At 41.8% G+C, this 18,411-nt stretch carries 20 protein-coding genes; 9 read left to right on the top strand and 11 right to left on the bottom strand.

The genetic code is table 11. The annotated features are described in order from the left end of the window. Nucleotides 1-52 precede the first annotated feature (52 nt). Nucleotides 53-1,039 (bottom strand): L-lactate dehydrogenase, encoded by a 987-nt coding sequence (locus tag ABT997_RS02595; RefSeq protein WP_061563935.1) that lies wholly within the window; start codon nt 1,037-1,039, stop codon nt 53-55. A 195-nt stretch (nt 1,040-1,234) separates the two neighbouring features. Between ABT997_RS02595 and gyrA the strand changes: the two genes are divergently transcribed. From gyrA to radC, 4 genes are all read left to right on the top strand, one after another. Beyond that, nucleotides 1,235-3,697 (top strand): DNA gyrase subunit A, encoded by a 2,463-nt coding sequence (gyrA, locus tag ABT997_RS02590; RefSeq protein WP_154852800.1) that lies wholly within the window; start codon nt 1,235-1,237, stop codon nt 3,695-3,697. An 8-nt stretch (nt 3,698-3,705) separates the two neighbouring features. After that, nucleotides 3,706-4,452, top strand: a complete 747-nt coding sequence (locus ABT997_RS02585; RefSeq protein ID WP_154852803.1) for a class A sortase — start codon at nt 3,706-3,708, stop codon at nt 4,450-4,452. Between the two features lie 477 nt (nt 4,453-4,929). Then, nucleotides 4,930-5,208 carry a hypothetical protein gene (locus tag ABT997_RS02580; protein WP_048715928.1) on the top strand — a complete coding sequence of 93 codons (279 nt, stop codon included), beginning with the start codon at nt 4,930-4,932 and terminating at the stop codon, nt 5,206-5,208. Nucleotides 5,209-5,268: 60 nt separating this feature from the next. Next, nucleotides 5,269-5,952, top strand: a complete 684-nt coding sequence (radC, locus tag ABT997_RS02575) for a RadC family protein (RefSeq protein ID WP_154852806.1) — start codon at nt 5,269-5,271, stop codon at nt 5,950-5,952. A gap of 188 nt (nt 5,953-6,140) precedes the next feature. Here radC and ABT997_RS02570 read toward each other — a convergent pair whose 3' ends face one another. The 6 genes from ABT997_RS02570 to ABT997_RS02545 all read right to left on the bottom strand — a co-directional run bounded on the left by ABT997_RS02570 (nt 6,141) and on the right by ABT997_RS02545 (nt 10,174). Then, nucleotides 6,141-6,785, bottom strand: a complete 645-nt coding sequence (locus tag ABT997_RS02570) for a redox-sensing transcriptional repressor Rex (protein WP_350018648.1) — start codon at nt 6,783-6,785, stop codon at nt 6,141-6,143. Nucleotides 6,786-6,878: 93 nt separating this feature from the next. Continuing rightward, nucleotides 6,879-7,115, bottom strand: coding sequence for a DUF4649 family protein (locus ABT997_RS02565; protein WP_129822081.1), 237 nt, complete (start codon nt 7,113-7,115; stop codon nt 6,879-6,881). After that, nucleotides 7,115-7,462 carry a DUF1831 domain-containing protein gene (locus tag ABT997_RS02560; RefSeq protein ID WP_129822080.1) on the bottom strand — a complete coding sequence of 116 codons (348 nt, stop codon included), beginning with the start codon at nt 7,460-7,462 and terminating at the stop codon, nt 7,115-7,117. Before ABT997_RS02560 ends, ABT997_RS02565 begins: the two co-directional genes overlap by 1 nt. Further along, nucleotides 7,452-8,579, bottom strand: a complete 1,128-nt coding sequence (locus ABT997_RS02555) for a cysteine desulfurase family protein (RefSeq protein WP_154852813.1) — start codon at nt 8,577-8,579, stop codon at nt 7,452-7,454. Before ABT997_RS02555 ends, ABT997_RS02560 begins: the two co-directional genes overlap by 11 nt. 9 nt (nt 8,580-8,588) lie before the next feature. Beyond that, the gene (locus ABT997_RS02550) at nt 8,589-9,545 is read right to left on the bottom strand and encodes a ribose-phosphate diphosphokinase (protein ID WP_048715937.1); all 957 of its coding nucleotides are present in this window, start codon (nt 9,543-9,545) and stop codon (nt 8,589-8,591) included. Between the two features lie 62 nt (nt 9,546-9,607). Beyond that, nucleotides 9,608-10,174, bottom strand: coding sequence for a CYTH domain-containing protein (locus ABT997_RS02545; RefSeq protein ID WP_048716258.1), 567 nt, complete (start codon nt 10,172-10,174; stop codon nt 9,608-9,610). 95 nt (nt 10,175-10,269) lie between these two features. Between ABT997_RS02545 and yjbM the strand changes: the two genes are divergently transcribed. The 5 genes from yjbM (at nt 10,270) to mutY (ending at nt 14,872) form a co-directional block, all read left to right on the top strand. After that, the gene (gene yjbM / locus ABT997_RS02540; RefSeq protein ID WP_048690012.1) at nt 10,270-10,941 is read left to right on the top strand and encodes a GTP diphosphokinase; all 672 of its coding nucleotides are present in this window, start codon (nt 10,270-10,272) and stop codon (nt 10,939-10,941) included. Then, nucleotides 10,925-11,743 carry an NAD kinase gene (locus ABT997_RS02535; protein ID WP_281281320.1) on the top strand — a complete coding sequence of 273 codons (819 nt, stop codon included), beginning with the start codon at nt 10,925-10,927 and terminating at the stop codon, nt 11,741-11,743. Before yjbM ends, ABT997_RS02535 begins: the two co-directional genes overlap by 17 nt. Next, complete coding sequence (locus ABT997_RS02530) at nt 11,740-12,630, top strand: RluA family pseudouridine synthase (protein ID WP_154852815.1); 891 nt, start codon at nt 11,740-11,742, stop codon at nt 12,628-12,630. The genes ABT997_RS02535 and ABT997_RS02530 overlap by 4 nt, the downstream gene beginning before the upstream one ends. A gap of 21 nt (nt 12,631-12,651) precedes the next feature. Then, nucleotides 12,652-13,626 (top strand): phosphate acetyltransferase, encoded by a 975-nt coding sequence (gene pta / locus ABT997_RS02525; protein ID WP_023023173.1) that lies wholly within the window; start codon nt 12,652-12,654, stop codon nt 13,624-13,626. Nucleotides 13,627-13,717: 91 nt separating this feature from the next. After that, nucleotides 13,718-14,872, top strand: coding sequence for an A/G-specific adenine glycosylase (gene mutY / locus ABT997_RS02520; RefSeq protein ID WP_048715943.1), 1,155 nt, complete (start codon nt 13,718-13,720; stop codon nt 14,870-14,872). A 27-nt stretch (nt 14,873-14,899) separates the two neighbouring features. On the opposite strand, the gene ABT997_RS02515 is transcribed toward mutY, so the two are convergent. The 4 genes from ABT997_RS02515 to coaC all read right to left on the bottom strand — a co-directional run bounded on the left by ABT997_RS02515 (nt 14,900) and on the right by coaC (nt 18,408). Continuing rightward, entirely contained in the window at nt 14,900-15,247 is a 348-nt protein-coding gene (locus ABT997_RS02515) for a DUF6568 family protein (protein WP_048715945.1), read from the bottom strand. Nucleotides 15,248-15,356: 109 nt separating this feature from the next. Then, a complete protein-coding gene (locus tag ABT997_RS02510; RefSeq protein WP_048715947.1) occupies nt 15,357-17,075 on the bottom strand; it encodes a phospho-sugar mutase in 1,719 nt (572 codons plus the stop codon). A gap of 236 nt (nt 17,076-17,311) precedes the next feature. Next, nucleotides 17,312-17,872 (bottom strand): ECF transporter S component, encoded by a 561-nt coding sequence (locus tag ABT997_RS02505; RefSeq protein WP_129269106.1) that lies wholly within the window; start codon nt 17,870-17,872, stop codon nt 17,312-17,314. Beyond that, nucleotides 17,869-18,408 (bottom strand): phosphopantothenoylcysteine decarboxylase, encoded by a 540-nt coding sequence (gene coaC / locus ABT997_RS02500; RefSeq protein WP_048715950.1) that lies wholly within the window; start codon nt 18,406-18,408, stop codon nt 17,869-17,871. The genes ABT997_RS02505 and coaC overlap by 4 nt, the downstream gene beginning before the upstream one ends. Nucleotides 18,409-18,411: the final 3 nt, after the last annotated feature.

Raw genomic sequence — 18,411 nt, 5'->3', positions numbered from 1 at the left:
TAATGAGATCAAGAAAACACCATGTCCTAAGACATGGTGTTTAACGTTTTGTTTAGTTTTTAGAAGCTGCTTGGAATTCTGGGTTCTTCCATGCTTCATCGATAATTGCTTGCAATTCTTTTGCAGATGCTTGCATTTTTTGTGTTTCAGCGTCGTTCAATGGGATGTTTACTGGACGAACGATACCGTGCGCACCAACGATCGCTGGTTGACCGATAAAGACGTTCTCAACTCCGTATTGTCCTTCTTGGAAGACTGAAAGTGGAAGTACAGCATTTTCATCATCAAGGATGGCACGAGTAATACGTGCAAGGGCAACGGCGATACCGTAGTAAGTAGCCCCTTTCTTGTTGATGATTGAGTAAGCAGCATCACGTACAGAGATGAAGAGATCTACAAGGTCAGCTTCATCCAAGTCACGGTTAGCTTGCAACCATTGTTCCAATTTTACACCGGCAACGTTAGCGTGTGACCAAACAGCGAACTCTGAGTCACCGTGTTCACCCATGATGTAGGCGTGAACTGAACGAGCATCAACGCCGATTTTTTCAGCAAGTGCTTGACGGAAACGAGCTGAGTCAAGTGAAGTACCTGAACCGATAACACGTTCTTTAGGGAAACCTGAGAATTTCCAAGTTGAGTAAGTCAAAACGTCAACTGGGTTAGCAGCAACAAGGAAGATACCGTCGAAACCAGAAGCAACAACTTGTTCAACGATTGATTTGTTGATGGCAAGGTTTTTACCAACGAGGTCAAGACGAGTTTCGCCTGGTTTTTGAGGAGCGCCTGCTGTAATAACAACTAAGTCCGCATCCGCACAGTCTTCGTACTTAGCAGCATAGATCTTCTTAGGTGAAGTGAAGGCAAGGGCATGGCTAAGGTCTTCTGCATCACCAACCGCTTTTTCAAATAATTGAGGGATTTCGATGATACCAAGTTCTTGTGCGATTCCTTGAGTAACAAGTGCAAAAGCGTAAGATGAACCTACCGCACCATCACCAACAAGGATAACTTTTTTATGTTGTTTAGTTAAAGTCATTTTCTAAACGTCTCCTTCATTTTTTTTGGGCTTTCCCCATTCGGTTTTTATTCTACCACTTTTGCATTTTTTTGTCACGGAATTACGACCATTTTGCCTATGTAAACGTTTTTATGAATGTGTTAGAAACCAGAAAAATAAGGCAGAATATGTTATAATAGTAGAGTGAATTAATTAAAGAGAGGCATTGTTTTAATGCAGGATAATAATTTAATTGATGTTAATTTAACATCAGAAATGAAGACCAGTTTTATCGATTACGCTATGAGTGTTATCGTGTCTCGGGCTCTTCCTGACGTGCGGGATGGTTTAAAGCCAGTTCATCGTCGGATCCTTTATGGAATGAATGAACTTGGGGTTACTCCAGATAAACCACATAAGAAATCTGCCCGTATTACTGGGGATGTTATGGGTAAATACCATCCACACGGGGACTCCTCAATTTATGAGGCTATGGTTCGGATGGCTCAATGGTGGAGCTATCGTTACATGCTTGTAGATGGGCATGGGAACTTTGGTTCTATGGATGGTGATGGAGCCGCGGCCCAGCGGTATACAGAAGCTCGTATGAGCAAGATTGCTCTTGAAATGCTTCGGGATATCAACAAGAATACAGTTGATTTCACAGATAACTATGACGCCAGTGAACGCGAACCAAACGTTCTTCCAGCTCGCTTCCCTAACTTGTTAGTCAATGGAGCGACAGGGATTGCGGTAGGGATGGCGACAAATATTCCTCCACACAACCTTGGTGAGTCTATTGATGCTGTCAAACTAATGATGGACAATCCTGATGTGACCACACGTGAACTAATGGAGGTGCTTCCTGGACCAGATTTCCCTACCGGAGCCTTGGTCATGGGCAAATCGGGTATTCATAAGGCCTATGAAACAGGAAAAGGCTCGATTGTCTTGCGGTCTCGGACGGAAATTGAAGAGACCAAGACAGGCCGTGAACGCATTGTCGTTACAGAATTTCCTTATATGGTCAACAAGACCAAAGTGCATGAGCATATCGTTCGTTTGGTTCAAGAAAAACGAATCGATGGGATTACAGCAGTTCGGGATGAGTCTAACCGGGAAGGGGTTCGTTTCGTCATCGAAGTCCGTCGCGATGCCTCAGCCAATGTTATCTTAAACAACCTCTTCAAGATGACCCAAATGCAAACCAACTTTGGTTTCAACATGTTGGCTATCCAAAATGGTGTCCCTAAGATTCTCTCTCTTCGTGAGATTTTAGGATCTTATATTGAGCACCAAAAAGAAGTGGTGACTCGTCGGACCATCTTTGATAAAGAGAAGGCGGAAGCTCGTGCCCATATCTTGGAAGGTCTCTTAATCGCTCTTGATCACATCGATGAAGTGATTAAAATCATCCGTAATAGCCAGACAGATGCAGAAGCACAAGCAGAATTGATGAGTAAGTTCAAGCTTTCTGAGCGTCAAAGCCAAGCTATCTTGGATATGCGTCTTCGTCGTTTGACTGGTTTGGAACGTGACAAGATTCAAAGCGAATACGATGATCTCGTTGCCTTGATTGCTGATCTTGCTGATATTTTAGCCAAGCCAGAGCGTGTAGTTGCGATTATCAAGGAAGAATTGGACGAGGTCAAACGGAAGTTTGGAGATCCACGTCGGACAGAATTGATGGTAGGAGAAGTTCTATCACTAGAAGACGAAGATTTGATCGAAGAAAGCAATGTTTTGATCACTCTCTCTAACAAGGGCTACATCAAACGATTGGATCAAGATGAATTTACTGCTCAAAAACGTGGGGGACGTGGTGTTCAAGGTACAGGGGTCAAAGATGATGACTTTGTCCGTGAATTGGTTTCTACCAGCACCCATGATCGTTTGCTCTTCTTTACCAATAAGGGACGGGTTTACCGTCTGAAAGGCTATGAAATCCCTGAATACGGCCGTACAGCTAAGGGACTTCCAATTGTCAACTTGCTCAAGTTAGATGACGGAGAATCCATTCAGACCATTATTAACGTCGCTCAGGATCGTAGTGAAGACGCTTATCTCTTCTTTACAACCCGCTCAGGTTTGGTAAAACGGACCAGTGTAGCTGAGTTTGCCAATATTCGTCAAAATGGCTTGAAAGCTCTTAACCTTAAAGACGAGGATGAGCTGATTAACGTCTTCCTAACCGATGGAAATACGGACGTAATAATCGGGACCAAATTTGGTTATTCTGTTCGCTTCAAAGAGTCTGTTGTACGGAACATGGGTCGCTCGGCAACTGGGGTTCGAGGTGTCAACCTCCGTCCAGGCGACCAAGTGGTCGGTGCAAGTGTGATTACAGATCAAGATGAAGTATTGATCATCACTGAAAAGGGGTACGGTAAACGAACGCGTGCTGATGAGTATCCAACAAAAGGACGTGGTGGTAAAGGGATTAAAACTGCTAATGTGGTTGATAAGAATGGTCCTCTGGCCGGTCTCATGACTGTCAAAGGAGATGAGGATTTGATGATTATCACCAATACAGGTGTCATGATTCGTACCAGCGTCGCCAATATTTCTCAAACTGGACGTTCGACCATGGGTGTGAAAGTGATGCGTCTGGATCAAGATGCCCAAATCGTAACCTTTACAACGGTTCAAGCTGACGATAAAGATGAGTCAGACACTGAAACTGAAAGTGAAGGGTAGGATAAAAAATGGCTTCAAGAAGAAAAAAGAAGAAAACAAGCTTACGCAATCGCTTGATTAATATCTTTGCTACCTTACTAATCCTTTTGTCTATTGCCTTGATCTTTAATGCTCCGATTCGGAACATGATCATGGTGTGGCATACCAATCAGTATCAAGTCAACAAGGTATCAAAAAAGACAATCGATAAGAATAAAGATGCCAAGACTAGCTTTGATTTTAAAGAAGTCAAATCGCTTTCTACAGAATCTGTTATCAATGCCCAGTGGCAGGCGCAGAAGTTGCCTGTTATTGGGGGGATAGCAATCCCTGAGTTGAAGATGAACCTTCCGATTTTTAAAGGCTTAGATAATGTGGGACTCTATTATGGGGCTGGTACCATGAAAGAGGACCAGATTATGGGGGAAAGGAATTACTCCTTGGCTAGTCACCATGTCTTTGGTTTGACAGGGGCAAATGAAATGCTCTTTTCCCCATTAGAACATGCCAAAGCTGGAATGAAAATCTATATCACTGATAAGGAAAAGGTGTATACCTATGTCATCAATTCTGTTGAGACAGTGACACCAGATCGGGTCGATGTCATTGCAGATCGTGAAGGGGTAAATGAAATCACCTTGGTGACCTGTGAGGATGCCGCAGCAACTTATCGTACGATTGTAAAAGGTACTTTGGAAACTTCAGTAGATTACTCAAAAGCACCAAAAGATATACTGGAAGCTTTCACAAAATCTTATAATCAAATGCAATTATAATCAACTTAAAAAGAGAGGTCCTTGACCTCTTTTTTGAATGTAGACAAATTGTTATTTTACATAAAACAGCTGGATGATTTTCAAAAAATGACTTTTATTTTTACTCATTTAAGAAGAAGAAAAACTTTCCGCTGTGAGAAAAGTTCCTGAAACACTGTTAATTCAGGCACTCGGAATTATTGAGAGTAAAACAGTTTGGGGAACTGTTTTAGCCTGAGCCAAGAAATTAAAGAGCGAAGAGACTCAATAATTAGTCATGGAACTTCTACGAAGTTCGCTGACGTCCGTACTCACCTAAGGAAAGTTTTTTAAATTACTTTTTTTTTAATCTGAAAAGGGGTCCTTGCCCCCTTTTTTTCTGTTAATTTTCTGCCGACTTGTAAGAGGATAGTCATAAAATGTTACCTGACTGACATATTTTTGCATGCTTTCTATTTTATAATAGAAGAGTGATAGAAAGAAACTTGGAGGAACCGAATGCGCACAGAAGATATCTATACTTTGTTAAGAAACTTCTATGGCTTACTGGTCAATGATTTCCCCAAAACAGGGCTCATTACCAAGGGGATCTACGAAGTTGAACAGGTCTTCGAAACCATTGAAAACCTTCCTGATGATCAAGAACACTTAATTCGATACGAAATTCGTCAATTTCTTGCGTCATTGGAACAAGTGCAAGAGTGCTATAGAATTAACTTCTCAAATGAAGAAACTCGAATTCTTGAAAACTTAAGAGAAGTAGTTTGTCCAATTTAATTTATACAGAATCGTCCTTTTTCCTCCTCAATTGCGAATTATTAATTGAGGAGGTTTTTTATGTATCATATTGTATTTCAAGAATCAGGTCTCTTACCTAGAGAACGTTTGCTAACAGAAGGACCTGATAAGCTCAGTCATCAAGAATTGCTGTCCATCTTATTACGGACGGGGAACAAAAATAAACCAGTCTACGAGATCGCTCAGGACCTGCTGGGCTCACTAAAGAGTTTAAAAGAACTGGCTAGTATGAGTTTTCAGGAGTTACAGGAAGTTCCAGGAATTGGGAAAGTTAAAGCCATTGAGCTGTTAGCTGCTATTGAACTAGGGAAACGAATACAGACTTCGGAAGTGATTGAAACGGAACAAATCATGAGTAGTCAGAAGCTGGCAAAAATGATGCAACAAAAAATAGGCCATGAGAAACAGGAACATTTATTGGCCCTGTATCTGAATACCCAAAATCAAATTATCCATCAGCAAGTGATCTTTATCGGAACAGTCAATCGTAGCATTGCAGAACCGAGGGAAATCTTGCACTATGCCATCAAGCATATGGCGATATCCATAATCTTGGTTCACAACCACCCGTCCGGTATCATTCATCCTAGCAAGAATGATGATGGTGTCACCCAACAAATGATTGAAGCCTGCAATTGTCTAGGAATTGTTTTTCTGGACCATCTGATTGTCTCAACTGATGATTATTATAGCTATCGGGAAGAAACAGATTTATTGGTATAGAAAAAGAGAGTGGGACAGAAATCGGTAATTCGTTAGAATTCGATTTCGTCGTCCCACCTCCGCACAGTTGAGTAGGGCTGTAAAAGCTGATAAAATCAGCGTAGTAGAGCCCACTCAACCACTGCGTCTTGCTCAATAATCCAAAGACAATTGAGAGGCTAGGACTTTTGTCCCAGCCTCTTTGCTTATCATGAATTCTTGCGCATAAAGTAGAGAAGGGTTTGCAGTTCACTGGTTAGGTCGACATATTGGACTACCACATCTTTTGGAACTGTTAAGTGGACTGGAGAAAAGCTAAGGATTCCCTTGATACCAGCTTCAACTAGTAAATCTGCAACTTCTTGAGATTTTACACTTGGAACGGTTAAAATAGCTGTTTGAATCTCTTTTCCCTCAAGTTTTTCTTTTAGTGAGGAGATGCCGTGAATCGGAATACCATCTTTACTTTTAGTGCCGACTAACTCATGATCATCCGTATCAAATGCCATGACAATTTTCATTTTATTTCGCTCATGGAAGCGATAGTGAAGAAGGGCACTCCCCATATTTCCAATCCCGACGATAGCAACATTGGTGATGGAGTTATCATTCAAGAGATCGGCAAAGAAGTTCATTAACTTTTTGACATCATAACCAAAACCACGTCGTCCAAGCTCTCCAAAGTAGGAGAAGTCTCGACGAACAGTTGCGGAATCAATCCCGATGGCTTCAGCAATCTGTTTTGAATTTGCTCGCTCGATTTTCTCTGCATTAAAGCGTTTAAAAATGCGGTAATACAAGGAGAGTCGTTTGGCAGTAGCACGAGGAATTGGATTAGACTTATCTTGTTTCACAATATCACAACCTTTCAAATCTATTTTATAAAAAGTTTGTGAAAAAAGCAACTATCTTCTACTAAAAAAACACCAAAATGGTGTTTTTCTTTCTTAATTGGAATTTCTTAAACTCTGATCGAACTGAATCAGATAGCGATAAAAGTCACCGATTTTTCCAGTGAAAGGTAAGGTATGCTCCTTGTAGGTAACAGAAACAACCTGATAGGAATCTGGAATGGAAACACAGCCTGAGAAGGCTAATAGACAGTGATCGATGTTGTCGTAGCTAACCTGACGTTCCTTTTGGTATGCATCCAAATAGGTGAGGACTACAGGACCATTGGTCATTAGTTTTCAATCCTTTCAAAGATTTCACGTTCAACTAAACTGTCCATGAGGAAGTAGAATTTTTGTTGGATAATCTTGTTTTCTGGATTTTTAAAAATATTTACCAAACGAAGGCCTGACTTGTCAGTAATGTTAATTTTAAATCCTGTTAAATCCTTATTGATGATAATTTTTAACTTAAAGCCATCTCCGCTATTTGGAATAGCTTCTAACAAACGATTTAATTCGTAGTTTCCAACCTTTGTTTGTGCAAAGGTATTGTCGCGTAGGGTATATTTTTTAATATTTGGATGGATTGCGTATGTGTAATCGCAGTTTGGTAATGAGACAGATGTTTCAAATGCCATGTAATTCTCCTAAAATTTTGTGAATAGTTGTTATATAAGTATCGACTTCAGCAGTCGTATTGAATTCGGATAAACTAATGCGAATAGATTCCTTCAAGCGGGGTGAATCTTCGCCGTAATAAGCTGCAAGGACATGACTTGGCTGAACAGTCCCCGCAGTACAAGCCGAGCCAGTTGAGACTGAAATTCCCGCCATATCTAAACGAAGCAGTAAGATATCATTGCTGATACCAGGGAAGCCGATGTTTAAGACATGAGGAAGTTTGGAGTCTGTGCTATTCAGATAGAAATCTAAATCTTCTAGGCCAGTTAGGATACGATCAGATAAGCGCTGAATATACTGATAATTTGCGTCTAACTGATCAGTTGCTTCTTTGAGGGCTTGAGCCATTCCTGCAATTGAAATCAAGTTCTCTGTACTAGCTCGACGCTTGTCTTCTTGGTCACCTCCGTGTAAGAGATTGAAGAAGTCAGGCTTTTTAGCATAGAGAAAACCAACTCCCTTAGGTCCGTGAAATTTATGGGCCGATGCGGTTAGAAAATCAACTCCTAGCTCTTCAGGGGCTACAGCAAGTTTACCAACGGCTTGAACTGCATCGACATGAAAAGCAGCAGGATGGTCTTTTAAAAGGTCTGAAATGTCCTTGATAGGCAAGAGATCACCCGTTTCGTTGTTGGCATACATGGTAGATACTAAAATTGTATCGGGACGAAGTGCAGCTCGAATATCTTCAGGTCGAATCTTTTGATCGACCGGTTGAATGATGGTTACTTCAAATCCATATTCTTGGACCAAGTACTCAATTGGTTCAAGAACGGCATGGTGCTCAATAGCCGTGGTAATAATATGCTTCCCTTGCTGTCTATGTTTGAGACAGTAGCCCTTTATAACAGTGTTATTGCTTTCGGTCCCGCCAGATGTGAAGATAATCTGTTGACTAGAGGTCTTTAAACAAGTTGCAACGCATTCCCTAGCGTCTCTAAGAATCTTTTTCGCTTGGCGACCGTGGGAGTGGAGACTAGAGGGATTTCCGAAACTGGTTTCCATCGTTTCTGTCATCACCTTGATTACTCCTGGGCTTAGGGGAGTGGTTGCCGCATTGTCAAAATAAATCACGACATCACCTTATTTCTTGTGGTATGCAAAGAGTGGACTAACTGGTTTACGCTCTTGGATACGTACAAGGGCATCTCCAATCAATTCGCTTGCAGTAATGTATTTTACATTTTGGGGTTTTTGCTCTTTGGTTGCTACAGAGTCTGTAACTAAAATTTCTTTAATCGGTGCTTGGTCTAGTAATTCCGCAGCTCCCTTAACGAAAAGTCCGTGACTAGAAACAGCATAAATCTCAGTAGCGCCGTCGCGTTGGACAATTTTTGCAGCCTCAGAGAAGGTTTTTCCTGTATTCAAAATATCATCGATTAGGATTGCTTTTTTACCTTTAACATCCCCGATGATGTAGCCCTCGTCACGGCTGGAATCGTCTTGGGCGTAATCGATGATAGCAATTGGAGCATCTAGATATTCTGCAAGATTGCGGGCGCGTTTCACTCCAGAATTTTTAGGGCTGACAACCACTACATCTGAACCGGTTAAACCTTGTTTGATATAGTGATCAGCAAATAGAGGAATCGTGAACAAGTTGTCTACTGGGATATCGAAGAAGCCTTGTACTTGAACCGCATGAAGATCAAGGGTTACAACACGGTCTACCCCTGCCTTGACAAGCATGTTGGCAACCAATTTTGCTGTAATTGGTTCGCGAGGAGCAGCAGTGCGGTCTTGACGAGCATACCCAAAGTATGGAAGGACCACGTTAACGGTATGGGCACTTGCTCGTTGGCAAGCATCTACCATGATTAACAATTCCATCAAGTGATTGTTAACAGGGTAGCTAGTAGATTGGATGATGTAAATATCATATCCACGCACACTTTCTTCGATATTAATTTGGATTTCACCATCTGAGAATTGACGTGAAGAAAGCTTTCCGAGTGGGATGCCAGCAACTTCTGAAATTTTTTGTGCAATTTCTTGGTTGGAGTTGAGTGCGAAGAGCTTCATATTGTTTTTTTCTGACATGTGTTTGATCCTCATTTAGATATTTTTGTCTAGACTTATTTTAGCAAAAAAATTCAGTAATTTCAGCTATTTAGCAAACTTTGAGCCAATCTTGCTACTTTACTTTTTGCTGGCTTGTATTCAATTTGTTTTTCCTTGAGAAATTCGTGAAAATAAGTTTCATCTGAGGCGTCATCTACCTCCATCTCCAACTCATAGTCCTCGATAGAGTTATAGCGACTACGGTCAAAAGCTAATAATCCTTTAGGGATTCTTTTCTCCCGTCTCTCTGTTTCTAGACTTCCCCAGACATCTAAGGAAGTTAGAGGAATGTCTAAATCAGTGAGAAAGCTGGCAATATCACCTTGAGGGAGTTTCTTCTTGGAGAGAAAGGCTTCTACTTGTTCAAAAGTAAGGGCTTGATTGTATTCAAAATGTCCCGCATCTTGCGGTACTTTAAGGGTTAGCTCAGCTCGATCAGCTAAGGTACGAATTCGCAAGGCCATCCGATGATTCCGGATAGCTTGGTCGGGCGTGTCAATATAGTGATTGGTTTGTCGGATAGGAGGTTGGTCCTTGAAAAAGTCTTCTAGAGAATGGTACTCTTCTTTGGTTAGTAAGGTTTTAAATTCAATTTCTAAATGATTCATAGCTACGTCCTTTTCTTTCGTTTGCAAGCTCTTTATGATATAATAATAGATGTGTTTATTTTATACAAAAAACTTTGAGATGACAAGGTGATTCAATGGCGATTGATTGGGAAAATTTTTTAGATCCCTATATCCAAGCAGTTGGGGAGTTGAAGATTAAACTTCGTGGGATAAGAAAGCAGTATCGCAAACAACAAAAGCATTCCCCAATCGAGTTTGTGACCGGTCGTGTGAAGCCGATTGAGAGTATTCTCGAAAAGATGGAACGCAGAAGTATATCTGAAGAGAACCTGGCTCAAGATATGCAAGATATTGCTGGTCTGAGGATCATGGTTCAATTTGTAGATGACGTAGACGAAGTCCTAGAAGTCTTGCGGAAGCGTCAGGATATGCGCGTGGTTCAAGAACGAGACTATATTCGTCACAAGAAATCAAGTGGGTATCGAAGCTATCATGTAGTGGTAGAGTATCCAGTAGATACCATTAATGGCTATGAAACGATTTTGGCAGAGATTCAGATTCGTACTTTGTCTATGAATTTCTGGGCCACCATTGAACACTCATTAAATTACAAATATAAAGGAGATTTTCCGGACGAGATTAAGAAGCGTCTTGAAGTCACCGCGAATTTGGCTTATCAACTCGATGAGGAAATGGGTGCCATTCGTGATGCCATTCAGGAGGCGCAAGCTCTTTTTGATCCAATGCATCGTAAATTAAACGATGGCGTCGGAAATAGTGATGATACAGATGAGGACTACAGGTAAAAAGGTTTCGATTATTCGGAATCGAAAACGCCAGAGCGAAGAGGTTTTTCAACAACTTCGTTATAAATTAAAAAAGAATAATTTTATCTTAACTGAGAAGCATCCGGATATCGTGATCTCTATCGGTGGGGATGGTATGTTGCTCTCGGCTTTTCATAAGTACGAGAGTCAATTAGATCGGGTTCGTTTTGTTGGAGTGCATACGGGTCATCTTGGATTTTATACGGACTATTTAGATGATGAGATTGACAAGTTGGTAGAAAATCTCAAGTTCGATACAGGTGCCAAGGTATCTTACCCAATCCTTAATGTCAAAGTGACCTTTGATAATGGGGATACGAAGATTATGCGAGCTCTTAACGAAGCGACAATCAAACGCAGCGATCGAACCATGGTGGCTGATTTAACCATCAATGGCGTTCATTTTGAGCGATTCAGAGGGGATGGCATTACGGTTTCGACCCCTACAGGTAGCACAGCTTATAACAAATCTTTGGGAGGAGCTGTTCTTCACCCGACGATCGAAGCGCTTCAGATTGCTGAAATCGCTAGTCTGAATAATCGTGTCTATCGAACTTTGGGGTCATCGATTATTGTTCCCAAAAAAGATAAGATTGAAATCACTCCTAGCCGGCCAGGTTTTCACATTCTCTCTGTTGATAATTCAACCTATTCCTATCGAAATATCGCCCATATCGAGTACCAGATTGATAACCACAAGATCAATTTCGTAGCGAGCCCAAGCCATACCAGTTTCTGGAATCGGGTCAAGGATGCCTTTATCGGAGATATTGACGAATGAGGTTCGAGTTTATTGCAGATGAACATGTCAAGGTTAAAACCTTTCTGAAGAAACATCAGGTTTCAAAAGGCTTATTGGCCAAGATCAAGTTTTCTGGAGGCCAGATTTTAGTCAATGGCGTTGAACAAAATGCCATTTATCTTCTGGATATCGGAGATAAGGTAACGATTGATATTCCCTCTGAGGAAGGTTATGAAGCTTTGGAGGCCATTGATCGTGATTTGGAAATCTTGTACGAAGACGATCATTTCTTGGTTATCAACAAACCAGCAGGAGTGGCATCCATTCCTAGCTCCCTTCATTCCAACACCATTGCGAACTTTGTCAAGGGTTACTATGTTCGCAATCAGTATGAAAATCAGCTCGTTCATATTGTCACCCGTTTAGACAAGGATACCAGTGGGATCATGCTTTTTGCCAAACATGGCTATGCCCATGCTCGCTTGGATAAGCAACTTCAGGCTAAGACGATTCAAAAACGTTACTTTGCATTGGTAAAGGGCAAGGGTAAGTTGGAAAGCAAGGGGGATATCATAGCCCCCATTGCGCGTGATGAAGACTCCATTATTACCCGAAAGGTAGCAAAAGGTGGCAAGTATTCTCATACCAGCTACCAAGTTGTCCAGTCTTTTGGTGATATTCATCTGGTGGATATCCAGTTGCATACAGGCCGGACCCATCAGATTCGCGTTCATTTTTCTCATATTGGTTTTCCACTTTTGGGAGATGATCTCTATGGAGGTTCGTTAGAAGATGGGATTCTTCGACAAGCCTTGCATTGCCATTCCTTGGCTTTTTATCATCCTTTTTTGGAAGAGGAGCTCCGAATTGAAAGCTCTCTGCCAGATGATTTTAGCCGAGTCTTAAAACAGTTATCAAATATTTAATTTTTTTCAAAGGAGAAACTCATGGAAGTTTTTGAAAGCCTCAAAACCAACCTCGTTGGTAAGAATGCTCGTATTGTGTTACCAGAAGGGGAAGAGCCTCGTATTCTGCAAGCAGCAAAACGGATTGTAAAAGAAACAGACGTTACACCTGTCTTGCTTGGTAATCCAGATAAGATTCGTATTTACCTTGAAATTGAAGGAGTTTTGGAAGGATACGAAGTTATCGACCCGCATTCTTACGCAGGCTTTGATGAGATGGTAGCTTCCTTGGTAGAACGTCGGAAGGGTAAAATGACAGAAGAAGAAGCACGTCAAATTTTGCAAGACGATGTCAACTACTTTGGTGTTATGTTGGTACATCTGGGAATCGTTGATGGTATGGTTTCAGGTGCGATTCACTCAACAGCTGCAACTGTTCGTCCAGCCCTTCAAATTATCAAAACTCGTCCAAATGTCAAACGCACTTCAGGTGCCTTCCTCATGGTTCGTGGTTCTGAACGTTACTTGTTTGGAGACTGTGCGATTAACATCAATCCAGATGCTGAAGGTTTGGCTGAAATTGCCATCAACTCTGCTATCACAGCCAAGATGTTTGGCATCGATCCGAAAATCGCCATGTTGAGCTATTCAACCAAAGGTTCTGGTTTCGGTGAAAGTGTTGATAAAGTTGTGGAAGCAACAAAAATCGCTCATGAACTTCGTCCAGACCTTGAAATTGATGGGGAATTGCAATTTGACGCTGCCTTTGTACCAGAAACAGCAGCATTGAAAGCTCCAGGAAGCAAGGTGGCAGGACAAGCTAATGTCTTTATCTTCCCAGGTATTGAGGCTGGTAACATTGGGTACAAGATGGCAGAACGTCTCGGTGGCTTTGCTGCAGTAGGACCAGTTTTGCAAGGGTTGAACAAACCAGTTAACGACCTTTCTCGCGGATGTAATGCAGATGACGTTTACAAATTGACCTTGATCACAGCAGCTCAAGCTGTGGAACAATAAGAATGATTGAAAGGCTTAGGGATTTCCTAGGCCTTTTTATGGTAGAGTCAGAATCTCTAAAGTAGAAGTCATTCTATGGTATACTAGGAATATGATGGATTTAAAAGATTACGGGATTATCATGTGGGAGGAGGAAAAAATTGCCTCTTTCCGAGAAAAGTTATTAGCCTGGTATGATGCCAATAAACGGGATCTCCCCTGGAGACGGACGCAGGATCCTTATAAAATATGGATTTCAGAGATTATGCTCCAGCAGACACGTGTCGATACGGTTATTCCTTATTATGAGCGTTTTTTGGATTGGTTTCCGACCATTGCGGATTTAGCTCAAGCCCCTGAAGAAAAGCTCTTAAAAGCTTGGGAGGGCTTGGGCTATTACTCGAGGGTCCGCAACATGCAGAAAGCTGCCCAGCAAATCATGGAGGACCATGGGGGTGTTTTCCCATCAAGCTATGAGGCTATCTCTAAACTCAAGGGAATTGGACCTTATACAGCTGGTGCCATTGCCAGTATTGCTTTTGGCTTGCCAGAGCCAGCAGTGGATGGCAATGTCATGCGGGTTTTAGCTCGTTTGTTTGAGGTTGACTACGATATCGGAGTTCCGACTAATCGTAAGATTTTTCAAGCCATGATGGAAGTCTTGATCGATCCAGAGCGTCCGGGTGATTTCAATCAGGCTTTGATGGATCTGGGCTCAGATATTGAATCACCAGTCAATCCACGGCCCGAAGAGAGTCCTGTAAAAGAGTTTAGCGCGGCCTATCAGCATGGGACCATGGATCGCTATCCCATCAAGGCTCCAAAGAAGAAACCAGTACCCGTTTATTTAACAGCCTTTATTATAAAGGATAGTCAAGAGCGCTACCTGCTGGAAAAAAATGAGCGAGAGGGACTCTTGTCAGGCTTCTGGCATTTTCCCTTGATTGAAGTGGATAGTCTATCTGAGAACCTGGGCCAATTGTCTCTACTGGATGAGAAGGAACAAGCAGAGAGCAATCTAGAGATTCTCTCCTTTGAACAGGACTATGACTTAGTCATTGATTGGCAAGAGAGAACTTATCCCATGGTCCAGCATGTCTTTTCGCACCGCAAGTGGCAGGTTCAACTTCGGTACGGATTGGTAAAAGAAGGAGAACAAGCAACCAGTGAATCAACTATTTGGTTAAAACCGGAAGAATTTTCGGCCTTTCCTTTTGCCAAACCCCAGCAGAAGATTTGGACGACTTTTACAGAAAATGAAAAATAGCTAGAGAATAATCTCTAGCTATTTTTTTTATAGATGAGCGAATGCTTTGATTTCTTCTTCTGACATGGATGAGTCGCAGCGAACGGTAACTTCACCGGCTTCGACATGTAAAAATCCAGGAACAGTTGGAATGCCATAGGTTGAGCGGAAGACTTGCAAAGCATCCAGTTGACTTGGTTCTTCACTATTAATGAAGTAGATATGAGCTTTAGTTTCGGCTACTACCGTTGCTAATTTAGCAGCGAACTTTCGGCAATATGGGCAAGTCTTGCGTCCAATAAAGAAGGTTGCTGTTTCTTTTTGGTCGATGGCTTCTTGCGCACGCGCAACAGTGGTTACTTCAAGATCTTTAATATCTTCTAAAAATTGTTCCATGAGATTACCTCGCTTTCTTATAAATCTAGTATGCCATAAAGGGCGAAAAAATGCTGTATTTTGATACGAAAAAAAGATGAGATTGGTTGATCTCATCTTTTGTGGTTTCTTATTTTACAAAGGCATTGATTTCAGCTTCGATGTTAGCAATTTTAGCTTGAGAATCTTCGTTGCTTTCACCAACAACGGCAATGTAGAACTTAATTTTTGGTTCTGTACCTGAAGGGCGAACGGCAATCCAAGAACCATCAGCAAGTGTGTATTTCAATACATCACTTGGAGGAGTTGTCAAGGTTGTTACAGTGCCATCAGCAGCAGTAGATGTTTGTGCTTTGAAGTCTTCAGTGATTGAAACTTCTGTTGAGTTAAATTCTTTTGGCCCGTTTTCACGGAATTTCGCCATAATCGCTTTGATTTGCTCAGCACCGTCAACACCAGAAAGTGTAACAGAGATTGTCTTTTCAGCATAGTAGCCGTACTCTTTGTAGATTTCTTCGATACCGTCAGCAAGTGTCAAACCACGAGAGCGGTAGTAAGCAGCAAGCTCAGCAACGACAAGGACAGCTTGAATCGCATCTTTATCACGTACGAATGGTTTAATCAAGTAACCGAAGCTTTCTTCAAATCCCATCATGTAAGTGTGATTGTGTTTTTCTTCGAATTCTTGAATCTTTTCAGCAATGAATTTGAAACCAGTCAAGACGTTAAACATAGTTGCGCCGTAGCTTTCAGCAATCTTCGTTACCAAGTCAGTTGATACGATAGATTTGCAAAGGGCTGCATTTTCTGGAAGAGTGCCAGCATTTTTGTGAGCTTCCAAGATGTACTTAGCCATGATAGCACCGATTTGGTTACCTGAAAGGTTAAGGTAGCTACCGTCTTTTTGAAGGACTTCAACACCGACACGGTCAGCGTCAGGGTCAGTTGCCACAAGAACATCAGCTCCTACTTGGCGACCAAGTTCTTCTGCAAGAGCAAAGGCTGCTTGGCTTTCTGGGTTTGGTGATTTTACAGTTGAGAAGTCAGGGTCTGGAGTTGCTTGAGCTTCAACGACTTGAACAGAGTCAAATCCTGCTTGAGCAAGAGCACGACGAGCCAACATTTCACCAGTACCGTGAAGAGGAGTGTAGACAATCTTCATGTCTTTGCCAAACTCTTCAATCAAGGCTGGGTTGATGTTAACGTCTTTTACTTCTTTGAGGTATTCAGTATCGACAGCTTCACCGATGACTTCAATCAAACCAGATGCTTTTTCAGCTTCAACATCCGCAACTTCTACAGCGAATGGATTGTCGATGGCACGGATGTAGGTTGTCAAAGCGTCCGCGTCGTGTGGAGGCATTTGACCACCATCTTCACCGTAAACCTTGTATCCGTTAAACGGAGCAGGGTTGTGGCTAGCAGTAATCATGATCCCTGCGAAACAGTTTAGGTGACGAACAGCAAATGAAAGTTCTGGAGTTGGACGGAGACTTTCAAAGACATAGGATTTAATACCGTGTTTTGCAAGAACGGCTGCTGATTCAAAGGCAAATTCTGGAGAGAAGTGACGGCTATCGTAGGCGATGGCTACACCACGTTCTTTTTCATTTCCACCTTTAGATTCGATCAAACGCGCCAAACCTTCAGTTGCTTGACGAACAACGTAGATATTAATGCGGTTAGTCCCAGCACCAATCAATCCGCGCATACCAGCAGTACCGAATTCAAGGTTTGTGTAGAAGGCATCTTCCTTCGTTTTTTCATCCATGCTTTCCAAATCACGACGAAGGTAATCTGGTAGGTCCGCGAAATCAGCCCATTTTTGGAAGTTTTCTTGATAAGTCATAGTGCAACTCCTTATTTCTATAAATTAATCGCTTACATTATAGCAAATTTTTTCAGAAAATTCTAGCGATAATTGTAAATCTTTTCAAAAATAAAGGGGGAATTTTGGATAGAAAAAAAGAGGCTGGGACAAAAGTCCTAGCCTCTCAATTGTCTTTGGATTGTCGAGCAAGACGCAGTTTTCGAGTGGGCTCTACTACGCTGATTTCATCAGCTTTTATAGCCCTACTCAACTGTTTATTTTATTTTTTCAAGGGCTGGGACAACGGCACTAGTGATCAGAACCGTTGCAATAACTTCGATAAGTGAGTTTGTAGACACAATCAAGGCTAGAAAATCGTTGATTCCACCTTTGAATTGACTACCAAAAAAGAAGTAAATCCCACTTAAAACAAAAACGGTATTGGTCATGGATCCGACAATGCCGGCTGTTATTAACCCGGTACGATTGCGCATTAATTGATAGATATAGTAAGGTGTTATTCCGATCAAGATACGTGGAACTATTGCAATAAGGAGGGAATAGAAGTTTCCGTTTGGTACAAAGGGACTAAAGAGGTGGCTTGCAGGTGTTAAAACAAGGGTATTCATCGTTAAACTAAATAGTCCCATAAGCAATCCTAAGGTAGCTCCGATTCGTGGCCCGTAAATGATAGACGCGATCACAACAGGAATATGAACCAAGGTTGGCTGAATACCTGATGGTACAAAATGTAAGATGAAGGAAGTTGTAAAATGGATGGTAATCATTACCGCGAAAAATATAGCAATGCGTGAAATGGATGAAGATTTTTTCATGAAAGTGACTCCTGTATAGTAGTTAGAATGGTTTCGATAGAAGCTAAAGCTCCAGACCCTTGATCGCCACAAGCCAGAGTAGCATGGCGAGGTTGAATAATCTGATAGCCGTAGTCTTGTAAAAGTTTTAGATTTCGTTGGGTAGCTGGGTGTTCCAGCATTTTCGTATTCATAGCGGGGGCTAGGATTTTTTTAGTTCCTTGAGGCAAGGCTAGAGCTGTGCTCGTCACCATATTATCCGCTAGCCCTATGGCAAGTTTTGCAATGGTATTGGCACTTGCAGGAGCGACTAGAAAAAGATCAGCCTCTTTCCCCAAGTCAATATGTTGGATTTGTTTTGGATCGTCTTCTGTCATGACCTCTACCAGGACAGCTTGTTTGGAGAGGACCTGAAGTGTTAGAGGGGTAATAAAAGCTGTAGCTGCAGGAGTCATAAGAATCTTTACCTGGTGACCGAGCTTGGTCAATTGACTGGTGAGGTCTGCTGCCTTGTAGGCAGAAATGCTCCCAGTTACAGCCAGTAGTATATTCGCCATAGG

Origin of the sequence: Streptococcus australis, from assembly GCF_040226615.1 — a bacterium.
Taxonomy (GTDB): Bacteria; Bacillota; Bacilli; order Lactobacillales; family Streptococcaceae; genus Streptococcus; species Streptococcus australis_E.
This window is presented reverse-complemented; position numbering and strand designations above follow the sequence as displayed.